At 59.3% G+C, this 26,730-nt stretch carries 21 protein-coding genes; 6 read left to right on the top strand and 15 right to left on the bottom strand.

All coding sequences use genetic code 11. The annotated features are described in order from the left end of the window. Positions 1-13 precede the first annotated feature (13 nt). Genes nirB through cobA form a run of 4 tightly spaced genes read left to right on the top strand, consistent with a single transcriptional unit; the run spans position 14 to position 6,270 of the window. Entirely contained in the window at positions 14-2,467 is a 2,454-nt protein-coding gene (nirB, locus tag AC3IUE_RS09705) for a nitrite reductase large subunit NirB (RefSeq protein ID WP_489266995.1), read from the top strand. Then, positions 2,464-2,781 (top strand): nitrite reductase small subunit NirD, encoded by a 318-nt coding sequence (nirD, locus tag AC3IUE_RS09700; RefSeq protein WP_008146292.1) that lies wholly within the window; start codon positions 2,464-2,466, stop codon positions 2,779-2,781. The genes nirB and nirD overlap by 4 nt, the downstream gene beginning before the upstream one ends. Continuing rightward, a complete protein-coding gene (locus AC3IUE_RS09695; RefSeq protein WP_489266993.1) occupies positions 2,781-5,495 on the top strand; it encodes a nitrate reductase in 2,715 nt (904 codons plus the stop codon). Before nirD ends, AC3IUE_RS09695 begins: the two co-directional genes overlap by 1 nt. 10 nt (positions 5,496-5,505) lie before the next feature. After that, positions 5,506-6,270, top strand: coding sequence for a uroporphyrinogen-III C-methyltransferase (cobA, locus tag AC3IUE_RS09690; protein WP_489266991.1), 765 nt, complete (start codon positions 5,506-5,508; stop codon positions 6,268-6,270). Positions 6,271-6,356: 86 nt separating this feature from the next. Here cobA and AC3IUE_RS09685 read toward each other — a convergent pair whose 3' ends face one another. The 8 genes from AC3IUE_RS09685 to ppsA form a co-directional block, all read right to left on the bottom strand. Further along, positions 6,357-7,391: an OmpA family protein gene (locus AC3IUE_RS09685; protein ID WP_056744219.1), complete on the bottom strand. Its 1,035-nt coding sequence runs from the start codon at positions 7,389-7,391 to the stop codon at positions 6,357-6,359. A 107-nt stretch (positions 7,392-7,498) separates the two neighbouring features. Further along, the gene (gene sigX / locus AC3IUE_RS09680; RefSeq protein ID WP_008146300.1) at positions 7,499-8,089 is read right to left on the bottom strand and encodes an RNA polymerase sigma factor SigX; all 591 of its coding nucleotides are present in this window, start codon (positions 8,087-8,089) and stop codon (positions 7,499-7,501) included. Between the two features lie 87 nt (positions 8,090-8,176). Beyond that, positions 8,177-9,001, bottom strand: coding sequence for a mechanosensitive ion channel family protein (locus AC3IUE_RS09675; protein WP_008027407.1), 825 nt, complete (start codon positions 8,999-9,001; stop codon positions 8,177-8,179). A gap of 2 nt (positions 9,002-9,003) precedes the next feature. Next, on the bottom strand, positions 9,004-9,252 hold the full coding sequence (locus tag AC3IUE_RS09670) for a hypothetical protein (RefSeq protein WP_008146303.1): 249 nt from the start codon (positions 9,250-9,252) through the stop codon (positions 9,004-9,006). Positions 9,253-9,315: 63 nt separating this feature from the next. After that, positions 9,316-10,311 carry a zinc transporter ZntB gene (locus tag AC3IUE_RS09665; protein WP_489266988.1) on the bottom strand — a complete coding sequence of 332 codons (996 nt, stop codon included), beginning with the start codon at positions 10,309-10,311 and terminating at the stop codon, positions 9,316-9,318. A 26-nt stretch (positions 10,312-10,337) separates the two neighbouring features. Next, positions 10,338-10,829 (bottom strand): ribonuclease E activity regulator RraA, encoded by a 492-nt coding sequence (gene rraA / locus AC3IUE_RS09660; RefSeq protein ID WP_056744215.1) that lies wholly within the window; start codon positions 10,827-10,829, stop codon positions 10,338-10,340. A 121-nt stretch (positions 10,830-10,950) separates the two neighbouring features. Next, on the bottom strand, positions 10,951-11,940 hold the full coding sequence (locus tag AC3IUE_RS09655) for an alpha/beta fold hydrolase (protein WP_489266986.1): 990 nt from the start codon (positions 11,938-11,940) through the stop codon (positions 10,951-10,953). 91 nt (positions 11,941-12,031) lie between these two features. After that, on the bottom strand, positions 12,032-14,407 hold the full coding sequence (gene ppsA / locus AC3IUE_RS09650) for a phosphoenolpyruvate synthase (RefSeq protein WP_489266984.1): 2,376 nt from the start codon (positions 14,405-14,407) through the stop codon (positions 12,032-12,034). Positions 14,408-14,581: 174 nt separating this feature from the next. Here ppsA and ppsR point away from each other — a divergent pair, with 174 nt between their 5' ends. Beyond that, entirely contained in the window at positions 14,582-15,400 is an 819-nt protein-coding gene (gene ppsR / locus AC3IUE_RS09645; protein ID WP_123369280.1) for a posphoenolpyruvate synthetase regulatory kinase/phosphorylase PpsR, read from the top strand. Between the two features lie 123 nt (positions 15,401-15,523). Here the strand turns inward: ppsR and AC3IUE_RS09640 are convergent, their stop codons facing one another. Then, positions 15,524-16,933 (bottom strand): aminotransferase-like domain-containing protein, encoded by a 1,410-nt coding sequence (locus AC3IUE_RS09640; RefSeq protein ID WP_489266982.1) that lies wholly within the window; start codon positions 16,931-16,933, stop codon positions 15,524-15,526. 137 nt (positions 16,934-17,070) lie between these two features. On the opposite strand from AC3IUE_RS09640, the gene AC3IUE_RS09635 reads away from it, so the two are divergent. Then, complete coding sequence (locus tag AC3IUE_RS09635) at positions 17,071-17,973, top strand: DMT family transporter (protein ID WP_489268779.1); 903 nt, start codon at positions 17,071-17,073, stop codon at positions 17,971-17,973. Positions 17,974-17,980: 7 nt separating this feature from the next. On the opposite strand, the gene prpD is transcribed toward AC3IUE_RS09635, so the two are convergent. From prpD to AC3IUE_RS09605, 6 genes are all read right to left on the bottom strand, one after another. Then, a complete protein-coding gene (prpD, locus tag AC3IUE_RS09630; protein ID WP_489266980.1) occupies positions 17,981-19,465 on the bottom strand; it encodes a 2-methylcitrate dehydratase in 1,485 nt (494 codons plus the stop codon). A gap of 195 nt (positions 19,466-19,660) precedes the next feature. Further along, on the bottom strand, positions 19,661-20,863 hold the full coding sequence (gene prpF / locus AC3IUE_RS09625) for a 2-methylaconitate cis-trans isomerase PrpF (protein WP_489266978.1): 1,203 nt from the start codon (positions 20,861-20,863) through the stop codon (positions 19,661-19,663). Positions 20,864-20,918: 55 nt separating this feature from the next. Further along, entirely contained in the window at positions 20,919-23,510 is a 2,592-nt protein-coding gene (acnD, locus tag AC3IUE_RS09620; protein WP_489266976.1) for a Fe/S-dependent 2-methylisocitrate dehydratase AcnD, read from the bottom strand. A 203-nt stretch (positions 23,511-23,713) separates the two neighbouring features. Then, positions 23,714-24,841, bottom strand: coding sequence for a bifunctional 2-methylcitrate synthase/citrate synthase (gene prpC, locus AC3IUE_RS09615; RefSeq protein ID WP_489266974.1), 1,128 nt, complete (start codon positions 24,839-24,841; stop codon positions 23,714-23,716). 178 nt (positions 24,842-25,019) lie between these two features. Continuing rightward, entirely contained in the window at positions 25,020-25,910 is an 891-nt protein-coding gene (gene prpB, locus AC3IUE_RS09610; RefSeq protein ID WP_010456549.1) for a methylisocitrate lyase, read from the bottom strand. Further along, positions 25,907-26,626 (bottom strand): GntR family transcriptional regulator, encoded by a 720-nt coding sequence (locus AC3IUE_RS09605; RefSeq protein WP_176471555.1) that lies wholly within the window; start codon positions 26,624-26,626, stop codon positions 25,907-25,909. Before AC3IUE_RS09605 ends, prpB begins: the two co-directional genes overlap by 4 nt. Positions 26,627-26,730 lie beyond the last annotated feature (104 nt).

Below are 26,730 nucleotides of genomic sequence, written 5' to 3'. Positions count from 1 at the left end.
CCCGGAGAACTTGATGAAAAAACTAAAACTGGTGATGATCGGCAACGGCATGGCCGGGGTTCGCACCCTGGAAGAACTGCTCAAGCTGAGCAATGAGCTGTACGACATCACGGTCTTCGGCGCCGAACCCCATACCAACTACAACCGCATCCTGCTGTCACCGGTGCTGGCCGGCGAACAAACCTTCGAAGAAATCGTACTGAACGATCTGGACTGGTACCTGGACAACAACATCAAGCTGCTGCTCAACCGCAAAGTGGTGGAGATCGACCGGGTCAAACGCCGGGTGATCGCCGAAGACGGCAGCGAGGCCGAATACGATCGTCTGCTGATCGCCACCGGCTCGACGCCGTTCATCCTGCCGATCCCCGGCAACACCTTGGACGGCGTGATCGGCTACCGCGACATCGCCGACACCCAGGCAATGATCGACACCGCAAAAACCCACAAGCACGCCGTGGTGATCGGTGGCGGCCTGCTCGGCCTGGAAGCCGCCAACGGCCTGATGCTGCGCGGCATGCACGTCACCGTGGTGCACATCGGTGAATGGCTGCTGGAACGGCAACTGGACAAAACCAGCGGTCAGTTGCTGCAAACCGCCCTGGAAGCCCGCGGCCTGTACTTTCGTCTTTGCGAGCAAACCCAGGCCCTGCACGGTGCCGGCAATGGCCGGGTCGGCTCGGTTGAGTTCAAGAATGGCGACATCATCCCCGCCGACCTGGTGGTGATGGCCGCCGGCATTCGCCCCAACACCGAACTCGCGGAAAAATCCGGCATCCCCTGCAACCGCGGGATTCTGGTCAACGACACCCTGCAAACCTACGACCCACGCATCTACGCCATCGGCGAATGCGCCAGTCACCGCGGCATCGCTTACGGCCTGGTGGCGCCACTGTTCGAACAGGCCAAGGTCTGCGCCAACCACCTCGCTCAATTGGGCTTCGCCACCTACAAAGGCTCGGTGACGTCGACCAAATTGAAAGTCACCGGCATCGACCTGTTCTCCGCCGGCGACTTCATGGGCGGCGAAGGCACCGAAACCATCACCCTCTCCGACCCTATCGGCGGGGTCTACAAAAAACTGGTGATCAAGGATGACGTGCTGGTCGGGGCCTGTCTGTACGGCGATACGGCAGACGGTGGCTGGTATTTCCGGCAGATCCGTGAGAACCACGCCATCGACGAGATCCGCGATCACCTGATGTTCGGCGAAAACGCTCTAGGCGATGTAGGACATCAAGGCCAGGACAAAGCCATGAGCATGGCCGACACCGCCGAAGTCTGCGGCTGCAATGGCGTGTGCAAAGGCGCCATCGTCAAGGCGATTCAGGAGCACGGGTTGTTCAGCGTCGACGACGTCAAGAAACACACCAAGGCTGCCAGCTCCTGCGGCTCTTGCGCTGGCCTGGTGGAACAGATCCTGATCAACACCGTGGGCGGCGCAGCAGACGTAAAACCGAAAAGCGAAAAAGCCATCTGCGGTTGCAGCGACCTGAACCACGGGCAAATCCGCCAGGCCATCCGCGAGCAGCATCTGCTGACCATCGCCGGCACCCTGAGCTATTTGAACTGGCGCACGCCAAACGGCTGCGCCACGTGCCGCCCGGCGCTCAACTACTACCTGATTTCCACCTGGCCTGGCGAAGCCAAGGACGATCCGCAATCGCGCCTGATCAACGAACGGGCCCACGCCAACATTCAGAAGGACGGCACCTACTCTGTAGTCCCTCGGATGTGGGGCGGTGTGACCAATCCTTCGGAACTGCGGCGCATTGCCGACGTGGCCGACAAATACAACGTGCCAATGGTCAAGGTGACCGGAGGCCAGCGTATCGATTTGCTGGGGATCAAGAAGCAGGACCTGCCAGGCGTCTGGAAGGATCTCGACATGCCGTCCGGCCACGCCTACGGCAAATCCATCCGCACCGTGAAGACATGCGTCGGCAGTGAGTTCTGCCGCTTCGGTACCCAGAACTCCACGCAACTGGGCATCGAGCTTGAGCACGACCTGTTCAACATGTGGTCGCCGCACAAAGTGAAACTGGCCGTCTCCGGTTGCCCACGTAACTGTTCGGAAGCGGGCATCAAGGACGTCGGAATTATCGGCGTCGATTCGGGCTGGGAGATGTACATCGGCGGCAACGGCGGGATCAAGACCGAAGTCGCGGAATTCTTCGTCAAGCTCAAGACCGCCGACGAAGTGCGCGAATACAACGGCGCGTTCCTGCAGCTCTATCGCGAAGAAGCGTTCTACCTCGAACGCACCGTGCATTACCTGCAACGGGTCGGCATGGAACACATCAAGAAAGCCGTGCTGGAAGACCCGGAGCGGCGCAAGGCGCTCAACGATCGCCTGCAATTCTCCTTGTCGTTCGAGCAGGACCCGTGGAAGGAACGCCTGGAACAACCGCAGCTGAAGAAAGAATTCGACGTCATCGCAGTGAAGAACCTGGAGGTGTCGGCATGAACTGGCTGGATATCTGCGCACTGGAAGAAATCAATGCCCTGGGCTCGCGGATCATCGCCGGCCCGAAGGGCGACATCGCGATTTTTCGTACCAGCGACGATGAGGTTTTCGCACTCGATGACCGCTGCCCGCACAAGGGCGGGCCACTGTCCCAAGGTTTGATCTATGGCAAACGGGTCGCCTGCCCGCTGCATAACTGGCAGATCGACCTGGAAACCGGCGAAGCCCAGGCCCCGGACATCGGTTGCGCTCACCACCATTCAGCACGGGTCGAGAATGGCCGGGTGTTGCTGGCCCTGCGGGAAGCAAGCTGATGAACCAGATCACCGCTTCCACCTGCTGCTATTGCGGGGTCGGCTGCGGCGTGCTGATCGAGCATGACGGCGAGCGCATTCTCGGCGTCAGCGGCGATCCGGCCCATCCGGCCAACTTCGGCAAACTGTGCAGTAAAGGCTCTACCTTGCACCTGACCGGCGACCTCGCGGCCCGAGCGTTGTATCCCGAACTGCGCCTGGGCAAAGGCCTGGCCCGCAGCCGCACCGACTGGGACACCGCCCTCGATCACGCCGCCAGCGTTTTTGCCGAGACCCTCGCCGAACACGGCCCGGACAGCGTGGCGTTCTACATTTCCGGGCAATTGCTGACCGAGGATTACTACGCCTTCAACAAACTGGCGCGAGCGCTGGTGGGCACCAACAACATCGACAGCAATTCGCGCCTGTGCATGTCTTCGGCAGTGGTCGGCTACAAGCGCAGCCTGGGCGCCGACGCACCGCCGTGCAGCTACGAAGACCTGGAATTGAGCGACTGCGTGATGATCGTCGGCAGCAACATGGCCTACGCCCACCCGATACTTTTCCGTCGCCTGGAGGAAGCGAAATCCCGCCGACCGCAGATGAAAGTCATCGTCATCGACCCGCGTCGTACCGACACCTGCGATCTGGCTGACCTGCATTTGGCCATTCTGCCGGGCACCGATGTCGCCTTGTTCCATGGGATTTTGCACCTGCTGCTGTGGGAAGACTGGGTCGACCGCGACTTCATCAAGGCCCACACCGAAGGCTTGGCCGAACTGAAGAACCTGGTGCGCGATTACACGCCGCAGATGGTTTCGCAGCTCTGCGGGATCAGCGTCGAGCAACTGCAGCAATGCGCCGAATGGGTTGGCACTTCACCGAGCTTCCTGTCGCTGTGGTGCATGGGCTTGAACCAGTCCACCGCCGGCAGCGCGAAAAACAGCGCACTGATCAACCTGCACCTGGCCACCGGGCAAATCGGCCGCCCCGGCGCAGGACCTTTCTCGCTGACCGGTCAGCCAAATGCCATGGGTGGCCGCGAAACCGGCAGCTTGTCGAACCTGCTGCCAGGCCATCGTGAGGCCGCCAATGCCGAACATCGCGCGGAAGTGGCGGCGTATTGGGGCGTGGATCAACTGCCTGCAAACACCGGGCTCACCGCTATCGAGTTGTTTGAGCAGGTGCGCAGCGGAAAAATCAAGGCACTGTGGATCGCCTGCACCAACCCTGCGCAATCAATGCCGGATCAAACCGCCGTGCGCGCGGCACTGCAAGCCTGCCCGTTCGTGGTGCTGCAGGAAGCGTTCCGCACCACAGAAACCGCCGCGTTTGCTGACCTGTTGCTGCCCGCCGCCAGTTGGGGCGAAAAGGACGGTACGGTGACCAACTCAGAACGGCGCATTTCCCACGTTCGTAGAGCCATCGTCGCACCAGGCGAAGCCCGCTCTGACTGGGCGATCACCGTAGATTTCGCACAGCGCCTGGAAAAACATCTGCGTCCCGATCAAACCAGCCTGTTTGCCTTTGAAAACCCGGCGCAGGTCTTCGACGAGTACAAGCAATTGACCCGCGGGCGTGATCTGGACTTGTCCGGCATCAGTCATGCACTGATCGACCGCCTCGGCCCGCAGCAATGGCCCTTCCCCACTGGCGCCAGCGAAGGCACCGCCCGGCTGTACCTGGACGGAATATTCCCGACGGCCAGCGGACGTGCGCAATTCGTGGCCGAACCGTACCGCGCCGCCAAGGAACAACGCGACGCGCGCTTCCCGCTGACCCTGATCACCGGCCGCCTGCGGGATCAATGGCACGGCATGAGCCGCACCGGCACCGCCGCGCAACTATTCGGCCACGTCAGCGAAGCCGTGTTGAGTTTGCACCCGGATGAACTGCGTCGGCATCGGCTGCAATCGGGCGACCTGGTCAGCCTGAAAAGTCGCCGTGGCGCGGTGATTGTCGCCGTCGGCGGTGACGACAGCGTACGACCCGGCCAGGCCTTTCTGCCAATGCATTGGGGTGACCGCTTCCTCAAGGGTGGCGTAAATACCCTCACTCTTCCCGCCTTCGACCCGTTGTCGAAACAGCCAGAACTCAAACACAGCGGCGTGCGCCTCGAACCTGTAAGTCTCCCATGGCAGCTATTCGCCCTGATTGAGGGCGATGTTCAACAGCATTTTGAGACGCTACGACCGCTCTGTGAGGCGTTTTCCTACGTTAGCCTCAGCCTGGCTGGTCGCGAACGCTCCGCGCTGCTGATACGCGCTGCCAGCACCGTCGCGCCAGATCCGCAATTGCTGCGTGATATCGATCAATGCCTGGGACTTAACGATGGCCCGGTTTTGGCCTACGACGACCCACGGCGCTCCATCGGTAAACGCGTGCGGATCGAGAACGGCCGGATCACTGCCATTCGCCTGGCCGGTGAAACCCTTGCCCAACACTGGCTGCAAAGCCTGTGGCTGGAAGGTCGTGCTGACGAACAGCTGAGGCGCTGGCTGCTGGCACCGCTGAGCGCCCCACCGGGCAACGCCAATACGCCGAACGTCGGGAACAAAACCCTGTGCAACTGCAAAAACGTCAGCCAAAGCGCAGTCTGCGCCGGCATTAGCCGCGGCCTGGATCTGCAGGGATTGAAACAAGAATTGGGCTGCGGCACGCAATGCGGCTCCTGCGTCCCGGAAATCAAGCGTTTGCTGGCCGCCACTGCGCAGCCGGTCGCCGTCACCTCGTGAGGAAAACACTATGAGCGCAAAAGTCTGGCTGGTGGGTGCGGGTCCTGGCGATCCGGAATTGTTGACCCTCAAAGCCGTGCGGGCGTTGAGCGAAGCGGATGTGGTGCTGATCGATGACTTGGTCAACGACGCGGTGCTGGAGCATTGCCCGCAGGCGCGGATCATTCCCGTGGGCAAGCGCGGCGGCTGTCGCTCCACACCTCAGGCATTCATTCATCGCCTGATGCTGCGTTATGCCCGCCAAGGAAAATGCGTGGTGCGCCTCAAGGGCGGTGATCCGTGCATTTTTGGCCGGGGCGGTGAAGAGGCGCAGTGGCTGCGTGAACATGGGGTCGAAGTGGAACTGGTCAACGGCATCACTGCCGGGCTTGCCGGCGCAACACAATGCGATATTCCGTTGACCCTGCGGGGCGTTGCTCGCGGCGTGACACTAGTCACCGCCCACACTCAGGATGGCAGCAGTCTGAACTGGCAAGCCCTGGCCCAAGGTGGCACGACGCTGGTGGTGTATATGGGTGTCGCAAAACTGAGCGAGATACGTGAGCAGTTGCTCGCCGGAGGAATGGCGGCGGATACACCGGTGGCAATGATCGAAAACGCTTCCCTGCCACACCAACGGGAATGTCGGAGCGATCTGACAGCGATGGAAGAAGATGCCTACGCCTTTGAGTTAAAGAGTCCGGCCATCCTGGTCATCGGCGCGGTCGCGGCCCGTGCAGAAGTATCCCTGTCGGTATCTGATTTTCCCGCGAATGCGGTCAATCAGTCAGCCTGACTCTCCCCCGCTTCAACCCTGCCTTCATCAAATCGCAGACAAAGAAAAGCCCGGCCTAAGCCGGGCTTTTCAGAGCTGCGCGCTAATTACTTAGCGTTAGCTTCAACCTTCGCTTCTACGCGACGGTTTACAGCGCGGCCAGCGTCAGTGGCGTTGTCAGCAACTGGGCGGGACTCGCCGTAGCCAACAGACTGAACGCGGGACGACTGAACACCGTACTGGTTGGTCAGAACTTGCTTAACGGCGTTTGCACGACGCTCGGACAGTTTCTGGTTGTAAGCGTCAGGACCGACGGAGTCAGTGTGACCTTCAACAACAGTAGTGGTCGATGGGTACTGCTTCATGAAGTCAGCGAGGTTTTTGATGTCGCCGTAGCTGTTAGGCTTGACTACCGACTTGTTGAAGTCGAATTTCACGTCCAGCTCAACACGAACAACTTCAGCAACTGCTGGGCAGCCGTCAGCGTCAACAGTTACGTTGGCTGGGGTGTCCGGGCACTTGTCAACGTTGTCGCACACGCCATCGTTGTCGCTGTCGGAGCAGACTTCAGCCGGTGCTTGAACTGGAGCAGCAGCAGGCTTGGAGCCGCCACCGAAGTTCACACCGATACCGACGCTTGGAGCCCACTCGGTGTCGCCCTGGTCGATGTTGTATTGAGCTTCAACGCCAGCACGGGCGTAGAAGTTCTCGGTGAAGTACAGCTTGGCACCGCCGCCAACGTTGGCGAAAGTGGAACGGTTACGACCGCCACCGCCGTTCTGGCCAATGCTCTGGTCCGAGAAACCGGCAGAAACGTATGGACGAACCATGTCGCCTGGGTTGTTGAAGTGGTACAGAGCGTCCAGAGCGGTATCAGCGCCCTTAACGTTACGACCGTCATCGGAACGCACGTTGTGCACTTCGTCGTAAGCCAGACGCAGTTCAACGTCGTCGGTGATGAAGTAGCCTACGGAAGCGCCAAACAGGTTGCCGTTGTTTTTGAAGTCACGATCGCTGTCGTACTGTTCTTTCTTGGCGAAGCCTTCGATTTCAACTGCGCCTTGGCCTTGTGCCAGCGCGCCGAACGAAGTAGCGGCAATAAGAGAACCAATGGCAAAGCCCAAGGTGTTTTTCAGTTTCATCCGTTAAATCCCCATCTGGTGATTGTGAAGCAGTCCCGCAAACCGGGGGACAACTCGGCGGCAAGTCTATCAGAACTTGCCTACACGTAAGAGATATTTGCGCCGAACTAAGTTTCAGCAATGCCTGCAAATTTCTCACGCAATTTATCTAGAGCACGTTTGTAACGCATTTTTGTCGCACTCAAACCCATGTGCATGATATCCGCGATCTCTTGAAATTCCAGCTCTGCGACAAATCGTAGCACCAGAATTTCACGGTCAATCGGGTTCACATACACTAACCAGCGATCAAGTCCACCCTTGTCCTCAGGTTTCGGCGCCTTTTCTTCAGACGCTTCCTCGAGGGGGTCCAGACTCAAAGCATCCATCAAGCGACGCTTTCGCCGTTCTTTCCGATACTGCGTGATGCACTCGTTGTACGTGATGCTATATAGCCATGTCTTGAACTTCGATTTGCCCTCGAAGTTCTTCAGGCCATACAGCACCTTCAACATCACTTCCTGACAGACATCGTCTGCGTCACGATCGTTCCCAAGATACCGTGCACAGACGTTAAACAATGTTCGCTGGTAACGCCGCATCAGTTCTTCATAGGCGCGCGTTACGTGAAACAGCTCGGTATGCGAGCGCGCGACCAACTCCTCATCAGAGAGCTCGCGGGGGTCGTAGCGCGTGGACAGCGATTGAGCTTTATTCAAAACAAGTCGGGCCGACAGTCAGGTCAATGTCCGCCGCAGCCCTTACAGGGCATTTTGCGGCGGCATACATTAGCAGGGTTTGCCGGGTTAGCGGCTACTCACATGCTGCTCCAGGAGGATCCGATTGGAGAGAGAGACTAGCTCACCCTCATCGGTCAGCAATGTGGTCTTAACCGTGCCGATCTCTTCGATCTGGCCTTCGACCTCGCCAACACGTACTTGTTGCCCAACCTGATACAACTCACGCACATAGATCCCCGCAAGAATCTGACCGGCAATTTCCCGGCTTCCCAACCCCATGGCCAGCGCAACCGCCAGACCAACGGTAATCAATACAATCACAATCACGTGGTTGAGCAGGTCAGTCTTGACCTCCAACTGGCTGATTGCGACCGAAATACTGATGATAATCACCAGGCCCTGGGCAATTCGCCCCAGGCCCGCAGCGTAATCCAGTCCTACGCCCTCTGCCGCACCCCGCACCAGCCCATTGGCCAATTGTGCGAGCAATACACCCACCAGCAACACCAGCGCGGCGCCGAATACTTTCGGCAAATACAGCGCAAGCATATCGAGCGTAGCCGAAACTCGCTCAAGTCCAAGGGATTCTGCGGCAGAAACCAGAAAAATCAGCAGAACGAACCAATAGACAATCTTGCCAATCAAGGTAGAGATCGGCACTTGAAGGCCGGCCCGGGACAGCAATTTTGTCAGACCGGTGCCGCCCATCAGGCGATCGAGCCCCAGCTTGGCGAGCAACTTGGACAACAAAGTGTCCAAAAGTTTCGCAACGACGAAACCCAACAGCAACACAACCAGTGCGCCGAACAGGTTCGGGATGAAATTTGCAACCTTGGTCCATAACGCAGTCATTGCAGTGACGAGGCTCTGAGTCCAGAGATCAAGTTCCATATTCAATCAGCCTTATCAGCAGTGCGAACGGTAGGTTTACGGTGACGGGAAACCGGAGCGACATGGGCCGATCCGTTATTCAAGGCAATCATCAGCGCGGGCAACCAGCGGCCCAGCAGGCTGAACAGATCACCGGCGCCGACCTGGCGGTTGGCGGTTTTCAGTACACGCCCAAGGCACGCATCGTCGTCCCGGGTGGACGGTGATGCCTTGAGCATGTCACGCAAAGACTGTTCAAACGGATCGTGCATACGCACCTCTCGTGATGTCTGTGAAAGACGCGATCAAATTTGCTCGGGTCACATGACTCACCCTCAGACCCAGCGCAAACGTCGGAATAACCACCACTGCCCCAGCGCGACCGAGACCATAATCAGACACGCGATCAGGAAGCCATAGGGGCTTGCAGAGAACGGAATCCCGCCGACATTGATACCTAAAAGACCCGTCAGAAAACTCATCGGCAAAAAGATCCCGGTGATGATTCCGAAACGGTACATCGTGCGGTTCATGCGCACGCTCAAACGTCTATCTTCGGCCTCGAGGACCAACCCCACCCGCTCCCGGGTCAATTCCAGCTCCTCGAGATACCGAGTCAGGCTGTTGTTCAATTCGTTCCAGTAATCACCGTCGTCTTCGACGAACCAAGGCAGTTTTATCCGTGTCAGCTGCCCGAATATTTCCCGTTGCGGCGCAAGAAAACGTTTCAGCGCAGCGGCCCTGCGACGGATCTGCAAAATGGCTCCGTGCTCGGGTGTATACCGTTCGTCGGCATCCAGCTTTTCTTCTTCCTCATCGACCACTTCCGAGAGGCAACTGACCAGATCCTGCACCTTGTTGGTGAGGTATTGCGCCATATAAAGGATGAGTTCTGACGCCGTTTTCGGTCCTTTGCCTTCGGCGAGTTGCACCAGCAAATCATCGGTGGCGCGCAACGGACGCAAACGCAGAGAAATAACCCGCTGGGCCGACGCAAAAATCCGCACCGAGACCATGTCTTCCGGCTCGGCGCCCGGGTTCAGGTTGACCCCACGCAAAAATAGCAGCAGTTCGCTGTCCGAAAGCTGTAAAAGACGCGGTCGGGTGTTTTCTTCAAGTAAAAGATCACAGCTGAATTCGCTCAGACCGCTGAATTTTCGCAACCAGGTCTGGGTTTGCGGGTGACTGCGATCCCAGTGCAGCCACAGGCTTTCATGGGCCTGCAGCTGCAAGGCATCGAGTTCAGTCCGGGCTATCGAACGCGCACCGCCTTTACCGTCCAGCACCAGGGCATGCACCAGCCCCCACTGCGCGTTTTCTTCCTCGAACATCCTCACCCCTTTGTTGGTGTAGCGCTTTATTCAGGCATTTTCAGCGGGCTTGGCGAGATGATCACGCCGTTATTGTCCGCGTAGATGTAATGGCCTGGATGGAACGTCACGCCAGCAAAGGTCACGGCTACGTTGAGATCGCCAACACCGCGTCTGTCGGTTTTCATCGGGTGGCTGGCCAGGGCCTGAACCCCCAGGTCGGTTTGCGCGATGACGTCGACGTCACGAATGCAACCGTAGATTACCAGCCCTTCCCAACCGTTTTTCGCGGCCTTCTCGGCGATCATGTCGCCCAGCAGCGCACGACGCAGGGAACCGCCACCGTCGACCACCAGCACCTTGCCATTACCCTTGAGTTCGGCTTGTTCCTTGACTCGCGAGTTGTCTTCGAAGCATTTGATGGTCACGATTTCGCCGCCGAAAGAATCACGGCCACCGAAATTGTTGAACATCGGTTCCAGCACCTGCACCAGCTCCGGATAGGCGTCGCACAGGTCAGGCGTGAGGTAATGATTCATCGAGAAACTCCTGTAAAGAGGAAGACAATCGAGGGTGTCGAAACGTGACCAGAACAGCTCAATGCGTCATATCTTAGCCGCTAGCCGAACAGAGCGAAATGCCCTTGTTAGAGCATCAGGCTCAGACCGCCGCGGCCAGATCCGGTTTTTCACCCAGCAATGGCGTTTGCTGATCTGCCAACCAACGCGCCACCAGCGGCCAGACTTCAGTCTGGGCGGCTTTGCTGACGAGCATCTCCACATGACCGAAATTATCGCCAAAGCCCTGCTCGCGACCCAGGCTGATGAATTGCTTATGCTCGGAACCCACCTGATCGAACAGCTTGCGACAAGCCCAGGTCGGGTCCTGATGGTCACCTGCGGCACTCACGGCCAATACCGGTAACTGAACGTCGGCCAACCCGGCCCACCAATCCTTGTCGGCATCGCCAAAGCGCCCGAACAGGCCATGCCAGCGCATGCTTTCCAGGGCCAGGCCAATGGGCTCGTCCTCCGGGCCGCGCTTGAGCCGTGAACCGGACAACTGGGCAAAGCGTTTGAGAATGAAGCGCCCGCTCCACTCCACCGGCGGAATCTTCAACGGCCAGTAGGTGCGACTGATTTGCGTGCCGAAAAACGCCGCGGAAGCTACTACCGGTTCGCCGATGTACTCACCACCCAGCGCCGCCGCCAGGGTAATCCCGCCCAGCGAGTGGCCGATCCAGTGCGGGATCTGGCCGCTCTGCTCGCGCACGAACGCGCCAATGGCCGGCAAATCGTAACGGGCGTAGTCGGCAACGCGGTTCTTGCGGTAGTTCTGGTTACGCTGGGACAGGCCGTGGCCGCGCATTTCGGGAATCCATACATCGAATCCCAGACGCGTCAGATAGGCGCCCAGTCCAAGCCCCTTCGGGGAAAACCAGAACCGGCGATTGGAAAAGCTGCCGTGAAGCAAAATAACCGGAACGCCACGCGCGTCTGAGCCATCCGCCATGCCCAGGCGCGTCACAGCCAGTTCGACGGTGCCGTCAGGGCTGTTGCCGGGTTTCAGACGATAGACGTCTTCGCTCAGATCGCCGCGCCGCTCGGCGCTGATCAGAGCGACAGGAAATAGGTTGCTGCTGCTTTGCATAATGCTCTTGCACAAAAAAGGGCGGCTTCCAGAGGAGCCCGCCCTACTTGATTCTTAAAGCCTCGGCCACTTGACCGAGGCTTCATTCACATCAAGCCGAAGCTTGACCTTCAGCCAGGAAGAACCAGGTTTCCAGTACGGAATCGGGGTTCAACGAAACGCTTTCGATGCCCTGCTCCATCAGCCATTTGGCCAGATCAGGGTGGTCCGAAGGACCCTGACCGCAAATGCCGATGTACTTGCCAGCCTTGTTGCAGGCCTGAATCGCGTTGGCCAGCAGCTTCTTGACCGCCGGATTACGCTCGTCAAACAGGTGCGCGATGATCCCGGAGTCACGGTCCAGGCCCAGGGTCAGCTGGGTCAGGTCGTTGGAACCGATCGAGAAGCCGTCGAAGAACTCTAGGAATTCTTCGGCGAGGATCGCGTTGGACGGCAGTTCGCACATCATGATGATGCGCAGACCGTTTTCGCCGCGCTTCAGACCGTTCTCCGCCAACAGGTCGATGACCTGGCTGGCTTCGCCCAGTGTACGGACGAACGGCACCATGATTTCGACGTTGGTCAGGCCCATCTCGTTGCGCACGCGCTTGAGGGCGCGGCACTCGAGTTCGAAGCAGTCACGGAACGATTCGCTGATGTAACGCGAAGCGCCACGGAAGCCCAGCATCGGGTTTTCTTCTTCCGGCTCGTAGAGTTTGCCGCCGATCAGGTTCGCGTATTCGTTGGACTTGAAGTCCGACAGACGCACGATGACCTTTTTCGGGGTGAACGCAGCGGCCAGGGTGCTGATGCCTTCAACCAGCTTCTCAACGTAGAAGCCAACCGGATCGTCGTAGCCGGCAATGCGCTTGTCGACGCTGTCTTTTATTTCTTGTGGCAGCCCGGCGTAATTCAGCAGCGCTTTCGGGTGAACACCGATCATGCGGTTGATGATGAACTCCAGACGGGCCAGGCCTACACCGGCGTTCGGCAGTTGCGCGAAATCGAAGGCGCGGTCCGGGTTGCCGACGTTCATCATGATCTTGAACGGCAGATCAGGCATGGCATCAACGGAGTTTTTCTTGATGTCGAAGCCCAGTTCGCCTTCGAAGATGTAACCGGTGTCGCCTTCAGCGCAGGAAACGGTCACGCCCTGGCCGTCTTTCAACAGCTGGGTGGCGTTGCCGCAACCGACCACGGCCGGGATGCCCAGCTCGCGAGCGATGATCGCCGCGTGGCAGGTACGGCCGCCACGGTTGGTGACGATGGCGCTGGCGCGCTTCATGACCGGTTCCCAGTCCGGGTCGGTCATGTCGGAGACCAGAACGTCGCCTGGCTGGACCTTGTCCATCTCGGACACGTCCTTGATGATGCGGACCTTGCCGGCGCCGATGCGCTGGCCGATGGCGCGACCTTCAACCAGCACCGTGCCGGTTTCTTTCAACAGGTAGCGTTCCATGACGTTGGCCGAGGTACGGCTCTTCACGGTTTCAGGACGGGCCTGAACGATGTAGAGCTTGCCGTCGTCGCCGTCTTTTGCCCATTCGATGTCCATCGGGCACTTGTAGTGCTTTTCGATGATCATCGCTTGCTTGGCCAGTTCGCTGACTTCGGCGTCGCTCAGGCAGAAGCGTGCGCGATCAGCCTTGTCGACGTCGATGGTCTTGACCGATTTACCGGCCGTGGCGACTTCGCCGTAGATCATCTTGATGGCTTTGCTGCCCAGGTTGCGACGCAGGATGGCCGGACGTCCGGCTGCCAGCGTGCCTTTGTGGACGTAGAACTCATCCGGGTTCACCGCGCCTTGTACGACGGTTTCACCCAGGCCGTAGGCGCCGGTGATGAACACCACGTCACGGAAGCCCGATTCGGTATCGAGGGTGAACATCACGCCGGCGGTGCCGGTTTCGGAGCGGACCATGCGCTGCACGCCAGCCGACAGGGCAACCAGCTTGTGGTCGAAGCCCTGGTGGACGCGGTAGGAAATCGCGCGGTCGTTAAACAGCGAAGCGAACACCTCTTTGGCGGCGCGAATAACGTTTTCGACACCACGGATGTTCAGGAAGGTTTCCTGCTGACCGGCGAAGGAAGCGTCCGGCAGGTCTTCGGCGGTAGCGGAAGAGCGCACGGCCACGGCCATGTCAGGGTTGCCGGCCGACAGCGTGGCGAACGCGGTGCGGATCTCGGCGTTGAGCTTCTCGGGGAATTCGGCTTCCATGATCCATTGACGGATCTGGGCGCCGGTCTTGGCCAGGGCATTGACATCGTCGACGTCCAGGGCGTCGAGGGCGGCGTGGATCTGATCGTTCAGGCCGCTCAGCTCGAGAAAATCACGATAAGCCTGAGCTGTCGTGGCGAAGCCACCGGGCACCGATACACCGGCACCTGCAAGGTTACTGATCATCTCGCCCAGGGATGCGTTCTTGCCCCCTACGTGCTCTACATCATGGACGCCGAGCTTATCGAGGGAAACTACGTACTCTACCAAGGTGATCTCTCCACTAACTGTGTTGGAAAAGCTCAGAAGCCGGCTGCTCTATGGAGCGTTTGCCAGCTGTATGGCCTGGACCTGGAAAATAAGTGAGAATGCGGGCCACTGGCGGCCAGCAAATCGCGCCTATCATATCCAAGATTCGTCACTAGCTTAAGGCCCAAGGTGCAAATGAAACGATCTGCTTTCTTTATCTCCGATGGTACCGGCATCACAGCCGAAACCCTGGGTCAAAGCCTCTTGGCGCAGTTCGAAAACATTACCTTCAGCAAATTCACGAAGCCGTACATCGACAACGCGGATAAAGCGCGGGTCATGGTACAACAAATCAACAAAGCCGCTGAAAACGATGGTTTTCGGCCGATCATCTTCGACACCATTGTCAATCAGGACATCCGTGAGATCCTCGCAACGTCCAATGGTTTCATGATCGACATTTTCTCGACCTTTCTGGCGCCTCTTGAACAGGAATTGACCGAGCATTCTTCCTACACCGTCGGCAAATCCCACTCGATTGGCAGCAACTCCAATTACATGGAGCGGATCGAGGCAGTGAACTTCGCCCTCGACAACGACGACGGTGCGCGCACGCATTATTACGACAAGGCAGACCTGATCCTAGTGGGCGTGTCGCGTTGTGGTAAGACGCCGACGTGCCTGTACATGGCCATGCAATTCGGCATCCGCGCGGCCAACTATCCGCTGACCGAAGACGACATGGAACGCCTGCAACTGCCAGCCACCCTGCGTGCCCACCAGCACAAACTGTTCGGCCTGACCATCGACCCGGACCGCCTCACCGCGATTCGCAACGAGCGCAAGCCCAACAGCCGCTATTCGAGCTACGCCCAGTGTGAATTCGAAGTGCGCGAGGTGGAGAATCTGTTCCGCCGCGAGAACATTCCGCACATCAATTCCACGCATTTTTCGGTGGAAGAGATTTCGGCGAAGATTTTGGTGGAGAAAGGGGTCGAGCGGCGGTTCAAGTAGTTCTTTAGCGCCTGCCCGGCCGCCTTCGCGAGCAAGCCCGCTCCCACAGTGGATCTCTGTCATACACAAACTTTGTGTTCACTGAAGATCAACTGTGGGAGCGGGCTTGCTCGCGAAGAACGATTACACGGACTCTGTTAATGCCCCCACCAGCGCATCAAATCCTTGCAGCAACAACCGATCATCCCCCGCCGAATTACACACACTCGCCCTGATGAACTGCGGCACTGCCCCATGCCCGACCGCAAACATCTCGGCGGTAGCCACTAGATAATTATTTTCCTTAAGCTCCTCAGCAATCTGCGAGGCCCGCCACGGTTCGGGCACTTCGATCCAGAAGTGCGGGCTATGGGGATGGGTTTTGTACGCCAAGCCCTCCAGCACACCACTCACCAACGCCTTGCGCCGACCGATCTCGGCAATCTGCTGGCCCAGCAACTGCTCGGCAATGCCGTTTTCTATCCACAGGCTCGCCACCTCCAGCGACAACGGGCTGGCCATCCAGCACGTCCCGCGCACTGCTGCGCTCAAGCGTCCGATCAACGGTTGCGGCGCGTGCAGGTAACCGACTCGCAAACCCGCCGAAACCGCCTTGCTCAGGCTGCCGATCAGCACTGAACGCTCCGGGGCGAAATGGCTCAAGGGTAACGGTCGCTGTTGAGCCAACACCGCGTGGGCTTCGTCTTCAAAGATCAACAGATTGTGCTGCCGACAGACCTCTGCGATCGCCTCCCTCCGTGCGACGGACATCACGGCAGCCGTAGGATTCTGGATCGTCGGCGTGCAATACAGCGCCGACACACGATGGTTGCGGCAAACATCCTCCAGGGCATCGGGCATCAGTCCTTCATCATCCATCCCGACACCGATGAGTTTTATCCCTAGCTGGCGTGCGACGCTGATCAGCCCCGGGTAGGTCAGGTGCTCCGTCACCAACGTATCGCCCGCCTTGAGCAACCCCATCAAGGCACACAACAGACCGTGCTGGCCGCCGTTCACGCAAACGATCTGCTCGGCGTTCGGGACAAACTCTTTATGCCTGAGCCAGTGCGCGCCCGCCGCACGGTAGCGTAGCAATCCAGCCTCGGCGCTGTAGCCCCCGAGGTGGTGCAAGGCCTCAGGATCAAGGGACAACGCTTGCAGGCTCTGACTCAAAAAAAGCGCTTCCTGCCCCGGAATCGGTTGATTGCGGCTCATGTCAAAAAACGCCCGCGGTTCATCACTGACATTGCGAAAGCCACCGTCCCGCGGTCGTTCCATCCCGCGCTGACGCACATACGTGCCGTCTCCTACGCGCGCGACCACCAATCCCACACGTTCGAGTTCACCGTAAGCGCGACTGATGGTGCCGATGGTCACGCCGAGGCTATCCGCCAGCAACCGATGAGGCGGCAATTTGCAGCCGGGCTCGATCAGCCCTTCAGCGATGCCTTTTTCGATCCCGTCGGCGAGGCGTTTGTATTTCACCCCCAGACCGTTCGCCAGGCCGTCGCGCAGGATTGACACCATGGCAATACTTGTTTTGACAGTCATTACAGCCCCGAATAGCGTGCTTGAAACAGGTTCAATCAGGGATAGACCTTTTGCAGATGAAGGTCAATTCCGACGATAAAAGGAGTCCGATCATGTCCATTGCTATCAGCGCACCTTCACGTACTGCCAAACCCTGGCTGGCAGCCCTGATCACCAGCGTGTTGTTTCTGATCGTGTGTCTGAGTTGGGGCACCACGTGGCTCGGGATCAAGATTGCCGTTGAAAGCGTGCCGCCGCTGACTGCTGCCGGCCTGCGGTTCCTGATCGCTTTTCCGTTATTTCTCGGCTTCGCCCTGATCCGTCGTGAGCCGCTGCTGTTTCCCAGGGAAAGCCGCTGGTTCTTTGTCTTTGTCACGTTGACGTATTTCAGCCTGCCGTATTACTTGCTCAACTACGGCGAGATGCACGTTTCGTCCGGCCTGACGGCACTGCTGTTCAGCTGCATGCCAGTGTTCATCCTGCTGTTTTCCGCGCTGTTTCTGCGGGAGAAAATCTACCCCTCGCAAGTGCTCGGAATCGCCATCGGTTTCGGCAGCCTGTTCATGATCATCCGCAGCCAAGGGCTGCATCTGGACCATGCCGAATTGTTCGGGGTGTTGGCGATTCTCTGCGCCGCGGTGATGCATGCGCTGTGCTACGTGGTGACGAAAAAACACGGCACGGCGATCAGCGTCATCACCTACAACACGCTGCCAATCGGCATCGCCGGGCTGATGCTGTTTGTCGCCGGATTGAATGTCGAAGCACCGGTGTTCGATGCCATCACCGCGCGGTCGTGGAGCGCCCTGCTCTATCTGGGGCTGGTGGCGTCGGTGGGCGGGTTTATCGTTTACTTCCTGCTGCTCAAGCGGCTGAGCCCGATCATTTTGTCGTTTGTGTTCATCATTTTTCCGGTGTTCGCGGTGATCATCGGTGCCTGGTACGAGGGGCAAACCTTGTCCCAGGAACTGATGATGTACTCGGCGATTTTGCTGACGGGGTTTGCGATCACCAAATTGCCTGTGGAAAAGTGGCTCATCGGCAAAAAAGCAAACCCCTAGGCGACGGTCAGATCACAAACAAATCCACGAACCGATTCACCGGTGTCGCCTCAAGCGCTGCCTGATCCTTGCACAACGCAAAGATCTCGGCGCTGCGCTGGGCGGTGAAGCGGGTCGCCAGGTTGGCCTTGAACTTGTCTTCCAGCAGCGGAATGCCGTCGGTGCGGCGACGGCGATGGCCGATCGGGTATTCCACCAACACGTTCTCGGTGCTGGAGCCATCCTTGAAGAACACCTGTATCGCATTGGCGATGGAGCGTTTGTCGGCCTCCAGGTATTCGCGGGTGTAACGCGGGTCTTCGACGATGACCATTTTTTCGCGCAGCACGTCGATGATCGGATGCGCCGCGTGGAAATCGTCCTCGTACTGCTCGGCCACCAGATTGCCGAACGCCAGCGGCACGGCAGTCATGTACTGAATGCAATGGTCGCGGTCCGCAGCGTTGGCCAGCGGGCCGACCTTGGAGATGATGCGGATCGCCGATTCGTGGGTGGTGATGACGATTTTGTCGATTTCGTGCAGGCGATTTCTGACTTGTGGATGCAACGTCACTGCCGCTTCGCAAGCCGTTTGCGCATGGAATTCGGCGGGGAAGCTGATTTTGAACAGCACGTTTTCCATCACGTAGCTGCCGTACGGCCGGGAGAAGCTGAACGCGCGTTTGTCTTCGGGTTTGAGCGCCAGGTCGATGTTGGTGTGGCTGAACAGCACGTCGTAGAAGCCCCATTGTTTGGCGGTCAGTACGCCGGGGATGCCCATTTCGCCACGCATCGCGATGTCCGCAAGCCGCACGCCACGGCTGGTGGCATCGCCTGCCGCCCAGGATTTACGCGATCCGGCATTCGGCGCATGACGGTAAGTGCGCAGCGCCTGACCGTCGGCGAACGCATGGGACAACGCGGACAACAACTGCTCGCGATTGGCGCCCATCAGCTTGGCGGTCACAGCGGTCGAGGCGACTTTCACCAGGATGACGTGATCCAGGCCTACGCGATTGAAGGAGTTTTCCAGCGCGATCACGCCCTGGATTTCGTGAGCCATGATCATCGCTTCGAGCACAGCGCGAACGGTCAGCGGCGCATCGCCATTGGCGAGGCGTTTTTGCGACAAGTGGTCCGCCACCGCGAGAATGCCGCCGAGGTTATCGGACGGATGGCCCCATTCGGCCGCGAGCCAAGTGTCGTTGTAGTCGAGCCAGCGGACGATGCAACCGATGTCCCACGCCGCTTTGACCGGGTCGAGGCGATAGCTGGTGCCGGGGACGCGCGCGCCGAACGGGACGACGGTGCCTTCCACCATGGGGCCGAGGTGTTTGGTGCATTCGGGGAAGCGCAGGGCCAGCAGGCCACAGCCCAACGTGTCCATCAGGCAGTTGCGGGCAGTGTCGAGGGCTTCGACGGATTGGGTCTTGAAGTTGAGGACGTAGTCGGCAATGTCCTGCAGGACCGCGTCGTAGTCGGGGCGGTTGTTCTGGTCGACGTTGGTGCTCATGTTCGATTCACTCTTGAAGTGGTTCGTTGATGGGACCTCGGTTCAGGGATCAATCTCGGTTAGTTACAACCTTCTTGTTTTGGCAATGCAATCAACTGTAGGAGCTGCCGAAGGCTGCGATCTTTTGATTTTTCTTTTTAATGGCAAGATCAAAAGATCGCAGCCTTCGGCAGCTCCTACAGAGGTATGTGTCAGTTAGAAGGAATCACCCGGCACGCGGACGTAGCCTTCCATCAACACCCGCGCACTGCGACTCATGATGGCTTTTTTCACGGTCCATTCACCGTTCACCTGGCTGGCTTCAGCACCCACACGCAAGGTGCCGGACGGATGCCCGAAACGCACAGCACTGCGTTCGATACCGCCCGCCGCGAGGTTCACCAGGGTGCCGGAAATCGCCGCTGCCGTACCAATCGCCACCGCCGCCGTGCCCATCATCGCGTGGTGCAATTTGCCCATGGACAACGCGCGCACCAGCAGATCGACATCGCCCGCCGCAATCGCTTTGCCACTCGAAGCAACGTAGTCCGCAGGTTTGGCCACAAAGGCAACCTTAGGCGTGTGCTGACGCTTGGCCGCTTCGTCCAGATCCTTGATCAGGCCCATGCGCAATGCGCCGTAAGCCCGAATGGTTTCAAACATCAGCAACGCTTTCGGATCGCTGTTGATCGCGCCTTGCAGCTCGGTGCCGGTGTAACCGATGTCTTCGGCATTGACGAAAATCGTCGGAATACCGGCATTGATCATGGTCGCCTTGAAGGTTCCGACGCCAGGTACTTCGAGGTCATCGACCAAGTTGCCGGTAGGAAACATCGAACCACCGCCACCCTCTTCTTCCGCTGCCGGATCCATGAATTCGACCTGCACTTCAGCGGCTGGAAAGGTCACGCCGTCGAGTTCGAAATCACCGGTTTCCTGCACTTCACCATTGGTGATCGGCACGTGAGCGATGATGGTCTTGCCGATATTGGCCTGCCACACACGAACCACGGCAACGCCGTTGTGCGGGATGCGGCTGGCGTCCACCAAACCATTGCTGATGGCGAACGAACCGACCGCCGCCGACAGGTTGCCGCAATTGCCGCTCCAATCGACGAAAGGCTTGTCGATGGACACCTGACCGAACAGGTAATCGACATCGTGATCGGCCTTGATGCTTTTCGACAGGATCACGGTTTTGCTGGTGCTGGAGGTCGCGCCGCCCATGCCGTCGATTTGCTTGTCGTACGGGTCGGGGCTGCCGATCACGCGCAGCAACAAGGCATCGCGCGCCGGGCCTGGGACCTGTGCCGCTTCGGGCAAATCTTTCAGGCTGAAAAACACGCCTTTGCTGGTGCCGCCGCGCATGTAGGTGGCGGCGATTTTAATTTGAGGGGCGATTTGAGGTGCGTGAGCCATGGTGCTCCTTCAAAGCAGACACGGGACTCAACATCCCGCGTCCGCACGTCGTGATTTAGACGGCTACTGCCGATTCAAGGAAGTCCTGAGCGAAGCGTTGCAGCACGCCGCCCGCCTCATAGATCGACACTTCTTCGGCGGTGTCGAGGCGGCAGGTCACCGGCACTTCGACGCGTTCGCCGTTCTTGCGATTGATCACCAGCGTCAGCTCGGCACGCGGGGTGCGCTCGCCGATCACGTCGTAGGTTTCGCTGCCATCGATGCCCAATGTCTTGCGATCGGTGCCCGGTTTGAACTCCAGCGGCAACACGCCCATGCCCACCAGGTTAGTGCGGTGAATGCGCTCGAAACCTTCGGCCGCAATCGCTTCCACACCGGCCAGACGCACGCCCTTCGCCGCCCAGTCGCGGGACGAACCCTGACCGTAGTCAGCGCCGGCGATGATGATCAGCGGCTGCTTGCGTTCCATGTAGGTTTCGATGGCTTCCCACATGCGCATCACTTTGCCTTCCGGCTCGACGCGAGTCAGCGAACCCTGTTTGACCTTGCCGTTTTCCTGAACCATTTCATTGAACAGTTTCGGGTTGGCGAAGGTGGCGCGTTGCGCGGTCAAGTGATCACCGCGGTGGGTCGCGTAAGAGTTGAAGTCCTCTTCCGGCAAGCCCATTTTCGCCAGGTACTCACCTGCAGCGCTGTCGAGCATGATCGCGTTCGACGGCGACAGGTGATCGGTGGTGATGTTGTCCGGCAGCACTGCCAGCGGGCGCATGCCCTTGAGCGGACGTGCACCGGCCAGCGCGCCTTCCCAGTACGGCGGACGGCGGATGTAGGTGCTCATCTCGCGCCAGTCGTACAGCGGCGTCACTTTCGGACCGGTGTCTTCGTGGATGGCGAACATCGGAATGTAGACCTGACGGAACTGCTCAGGTTTGACCGATGCCTTGACCACTGCGTCGATTTCTTCGTCGCTCGGCCAGATGTCTTTCAGGCGAATTTCCTTACCGTCGACCACACCCAGCACATCTTTTTCGATGTCGAAACGGATGGTGCCGGCGATGGCGTAGGCCACCACCAATGGCGGCGAAGCAAGGAAGGCGTTCTTGGCGTACGGGTGGATCCGGCCGTCGAAGTTGCGGTTGCCGGACAGCACAGCGGTGGCGTACAGGTCGCGGTCGATGATCTCTTGCTGGATCACCGGGTCCAGCGCACCGGACATGCCGTTGCACGTCGTGCAAGCGAAGGCGACGATGCCGAAACCGAGTTGTTCCAGCTCGCTGGTCAGGCCAGCCTCGTCGAGGTACAGCGCCACGGTTTTCGAACCCGGCGCCAGGGACGATTTGACCCATGGCTTGCGAGTCAGGCCGAGCTTGTTGGCATTGCGCGCCAGCAGGCCGGCGGCGATGACGTTGCGCGGGTTGCTGGTGTTGGTGCAACTGGTGATGGCGGCGATGATCACTGCGCCGTCCGGCATCTGGCCGGGCACTTCGGTCCACTGGCCGGAGATGCCTTGGGCGGCGAGATCGGAAGTGGCGACGCGGGCGTGCGGGTTGCTCGGGCCGGCCATGTTGCGCACCACCGAAGACAGGTTGAAGGTCAACCCGCGCTCGTATTGCGCATTCTTCAAGCTGTCAGCCCACAGACCTGTGGTCTTGGCATATTGCTCTACAAGCTGCACCTGCTCGTCTTCACGGCCGGTGAGTTTCAAGTAGTCGATGGTCTGCTGGTCGATGTAGAACATCGCTGCGGTGGCGCCGTATTCCGGGGCCATGTTGGAAATGGTCGCGCGGTCGCCGAGGGTCAGCGCGGAGGCGCCTTCACCAAAGAACTCCAGCCACGCGCCAACGACTTTTTGCTGACGCAGGAACTCGGTCAGCGCCAGCACCATGTCGGTGGCGGTGATGCCCGGTTGCAGCTTGCCGGTCAGTTCAACACCGACGCTTTCCGGCAGACGCATCCACGACGCGCGGCCGAGCATTACGCTTTCCGCTTCCAGACCGCCGACACCGATGGCGATCACGCCCAGTGCATCAACGTGCGGGGTGTGGCTGTCGGTGCCGACGCAAGTGTCGGGGAACGCCACGCCGTCGCGCACCTGGATCACCGGAGACATTTTCTCCAGGTTGATCTGGTGCATGATCCCGTTGCCCGGCGGAATCACATCAACGTTCTTGAAGGCCTTTTTGGTCCAGTTGATGAAGTGGAAACGGTCTTCGTTGCGACGGTCTTCGATGGCGCGGTTCTTCTCGAACGCCTCCGGATCGAAACCACCGCGCTCGACGGCCAGGGAGTGGTCGACGATCAATTGCGTCGGCACCACCGGGTTCACTTGCGCCGGATCGCCACCTTGCAGGGCGATGGCGTCACGCAGGCCGGCGAGGTCGACCAGCGCGGTCTGGCCGAGAATGTCGTGGCACACCACGCGGGCCGGGAACCATGGGAAGTCGAGGTCGCGTTTGCGCTCGATGAATTGCTTCAGGGATTCGGTGAGCGTGGCCGGGTCGCAGCGACGCACCAGGTTTTCCGCCAGCACGCGGGAGGTGTATGGCAGGGTGTCGTAGGCGCCGGGCTGAATGGCGTCGACAGCCGCACGGACGTCGAAGTAATCCAGATGGCTGCCGGGCAGCGGTTTACGGAATTCAGTGTTCATCGTCAGGACTCGGTCACGGTAGTTTCAAAAGGTGGGGCCTGGCACAGATTTCGAAGTCAACACCATCCACTGTGGGAGCGAGCTTGCTCGCGATGACTGAGTCACATCCGACATTGATGTCGACTGACCCACCGCTATCGCGAGCAAGCTCGCTCCCACAGGGATCCTCGTTGAATTCAGATCCCTGTGTAGGCCTTCACCATTCAGCGTTGTTCGATTGGCACGAACTTGCGCTGTTCGACGCCGACGTATTCGGCGCTCGGGCGGATGATGCGGTTGTTGGCACGTTGTTCGAACACGTGCGCCGCCCAGCCGGTCAGGCGCGAGCAGACGAAAATCGGTGTGAACAACTTGGTCGGGATGCCCATGAAGTGGTACGTCGACGCATGGTAGAAGTCGGCGTTCGGGAACAGTTTCTTCTGTTCCCACATGGTCTTGTCGATGGCTTCAGAAACAGGGAACAACACGGTGTCACCCACTTCGTCAGCGAGTTTTTTCGACCAGCCCTTGATCACCTCGTTGCGCGGATCGTTGTCCTTATAGATCGCGTGACCGAAGCCCATGATCTTGTCCTTGCGCTCAAGCATGCCGAGGGTGCCTTTGATCGCCTCTTCCGGCGAGCTGAAGCGCTCGATCATTTCCATCGCCGCTTCGTTGGCGCCGCCGTGCAGCGGACCGCGCAGCGAGCCAATGGCCGCCGTGACGCAGGAATACATGTCCGACAGCGTCGAGGCACAAACCCGGGCGGTGAAGGTCGAGGCGTTGAACTCGTGTTCCGCGTAGAGGATCAGCGAAACGTTCATCACTTTGACGTGCAACTCGCTCGGCTTCTTGTCGTGCAGCAGGTGCAGGAAGTGGCCGCCGATGGATTGTTCGTCGCTCACGCAGCTGATGCGTTTGCCGTCATGGCTGAAGCGATACCAGTAGCACATGATCGCCGGGAACGCGGCGAGCAAACGGTCGGTCACGTCGTGTTGTTCGGAGAAGTCTTTCTCCGGTTCGATATTGCCCAGGAACGAGCAACCGGTGCGCATCACGTCCATCGGGTGGGCGTCGGCGGGGATGCGTTCCAGCACTTCTTTCAGCGCTTGCGGCAGGTCGCGCAGCTTGCTCAGTTTGTTGATGTAAGCGGCGAGTTGTGTTTTGGTCGGCAGTTCACCGTAAAGCAGCAGGTAGGCCACTTCTTCGAACTGAGCGTCAGCCGCCAGTTCGCGAACGTCGTAGCCACGATAGGTCAGGCCTGCGCCCGACTGGCCCACGGTGGACAGTGCGGTTTGCCCGGCAACCTGGCCACGGAGCCCGGCGCCACTGAGTACTTTTGCTTCGGCCATTGCTGTCTCCAATCTTGAATTTGTTAGGGAATCGGCAAGTTCTAAAACGGTTATCCCACTTTCGTAGCAGCTGTCGAGCTTGCGAGGCTGCGTTCGGCTGCAAAGCAGTCGTAAGGCTTGGCGAGTCCTTCGGCCTCGAACGCAGCCTCGCGCTGCTCGGCAGCTGCTACATAAACCTCTACTTCTTCGCGGCGAACAACGCATCGAGCTTCTGCTCGAAGGTGTGGTAGTCGATGCGATCGTAAAGCTCCATGCGGGTCTGCATGGTGTCGATGACGTTCTGTTGCGTGCCGTCGCGGCGGATCGCGGTGTAGACGTTTTCCGCGGCTTTGTTCATCGCGCGGAACGCCGACAGCGGGTACAGCACCAGCGATACATCGGCAGCGGCGAGTTGCTCGGTGGTGTACAGCGGCGTCGCACCGAATTCGGTGATGTTGGCCAGGATCGGCGCTTTCACGCGGTTGGCGAACAGCTTGTACATGTCCAGTTCGGTGATGGCTTCCGGGAAGATCATGTCGGCGCCGGCCTCGATGCACGCGGCGGCGCGATCCAAAGCGGACTCCAGACCTTCCACCGCCAAGGCGTCGGTACGGGCCATGATCACGAAGCTGTCATCGGTGCGCGCATCAACAGCAGCCTTGATCCGATCGACCATTTCCTGCAGGGACACGATCTCTTTATTAGGACGGTGACCGCAGCGCTTGGCGCCGACCTGGTCTTCGATGTGAATCGCCGCCGCGCCGAACTTGATCATCGACTTGACGGTACGCGCCACGTTGAACGCCGAGGAACCGAAACCGGTGTCCACGTCCACCAGCAGCGGCAGGTCGCAGACGTCAGTGATGCGACGTACGTCGGTCAGCACGTCATCCAGGCCGGTGATGCCGAGGTCCGGCACGCCGAGGGAGCCGGCAGCCACCCCGCCACCCGACAGATAAATAGCCTTGAAACCGGCGCGCTTGGCCAGCAGCGCGTGGTTGGCGTTGATCGCGCCGACCACTTGCAGCGGATGTTCGCTGGCGACCGCATCGCGGAAACGCTGGCCTGGAGTGCTCTTGTTGGAACTCATGACTCACCTCGTTCAGTGGCTGTCTGGTGTGTGCCGTCCTGGTAGTGACGGGCGATATTGCGTTTGGAGGCGCCGATATGGCGACGCATCAACAACTCGGCTAGCTCACCGTCACGGTCGGCGATGGCGTCGAGAATTCGGTGGTGCTCGGCAAAAGCCTGACGCGGGCGATTGGGTGTGGTGGAAAACTGGATGCGGTACATGCGCACCAGTTGATAGAGCTCGCCGCAGAGCATCTGCGTCAGGGTGCGGTTGCCGCTGCCCTGGATGATTCGGTAATGGAAGTCGAAATCGCCTTCCTGCTGGTAGTAGCCGACACCGGCCTGAAACGCCGCATCGCGCTCATGGGTTTCGAGGACCCGGCGCAGTTCGTCGATTTCTTCGAGGGTCATGCGCTCGGCCGCCAGACGGCACGCCATGCCTTCGAGGGATTCGCGGATTTCGTAGAGTTCCAGCAGTTCGGCATGGCTCAACGAAACCACCCGCGCCCCGACGTGCGGCACGCGAACCAGCAGGCGCTGGCCTTCCAGACGGTGGATAGCCTCGCGCAGCGGCCCGCGGCTGATGCCATAGGTGCGCGCCAGTTCCGGCTCGGAGATCTTGCTGCCCGGGGCGATCTCGCCCTTGACGATGGCCGCCTGAATGCGCCGGAAGACGTTCTCGGACAGTGTCTCCGAATCGTCTTGGGCTATTACCGGGGGATCGAGTTGATCCAGCATATTGTCGACACCTTGAAAGCTGATGCCGCAAAAACTAGCGAATACAGACCTTTTAGTCAAAGGATAAATAGGTATTGTCGACAATCGTCTAATAACCGACT

The organism is Pseudomonas sp. GL_093 (genome assembly GCF_057837605.1).
Note: the sequence above shows the minus strand (reverse complement) of the source record. Positions and strands in the feature narration are given on the sequence as shown.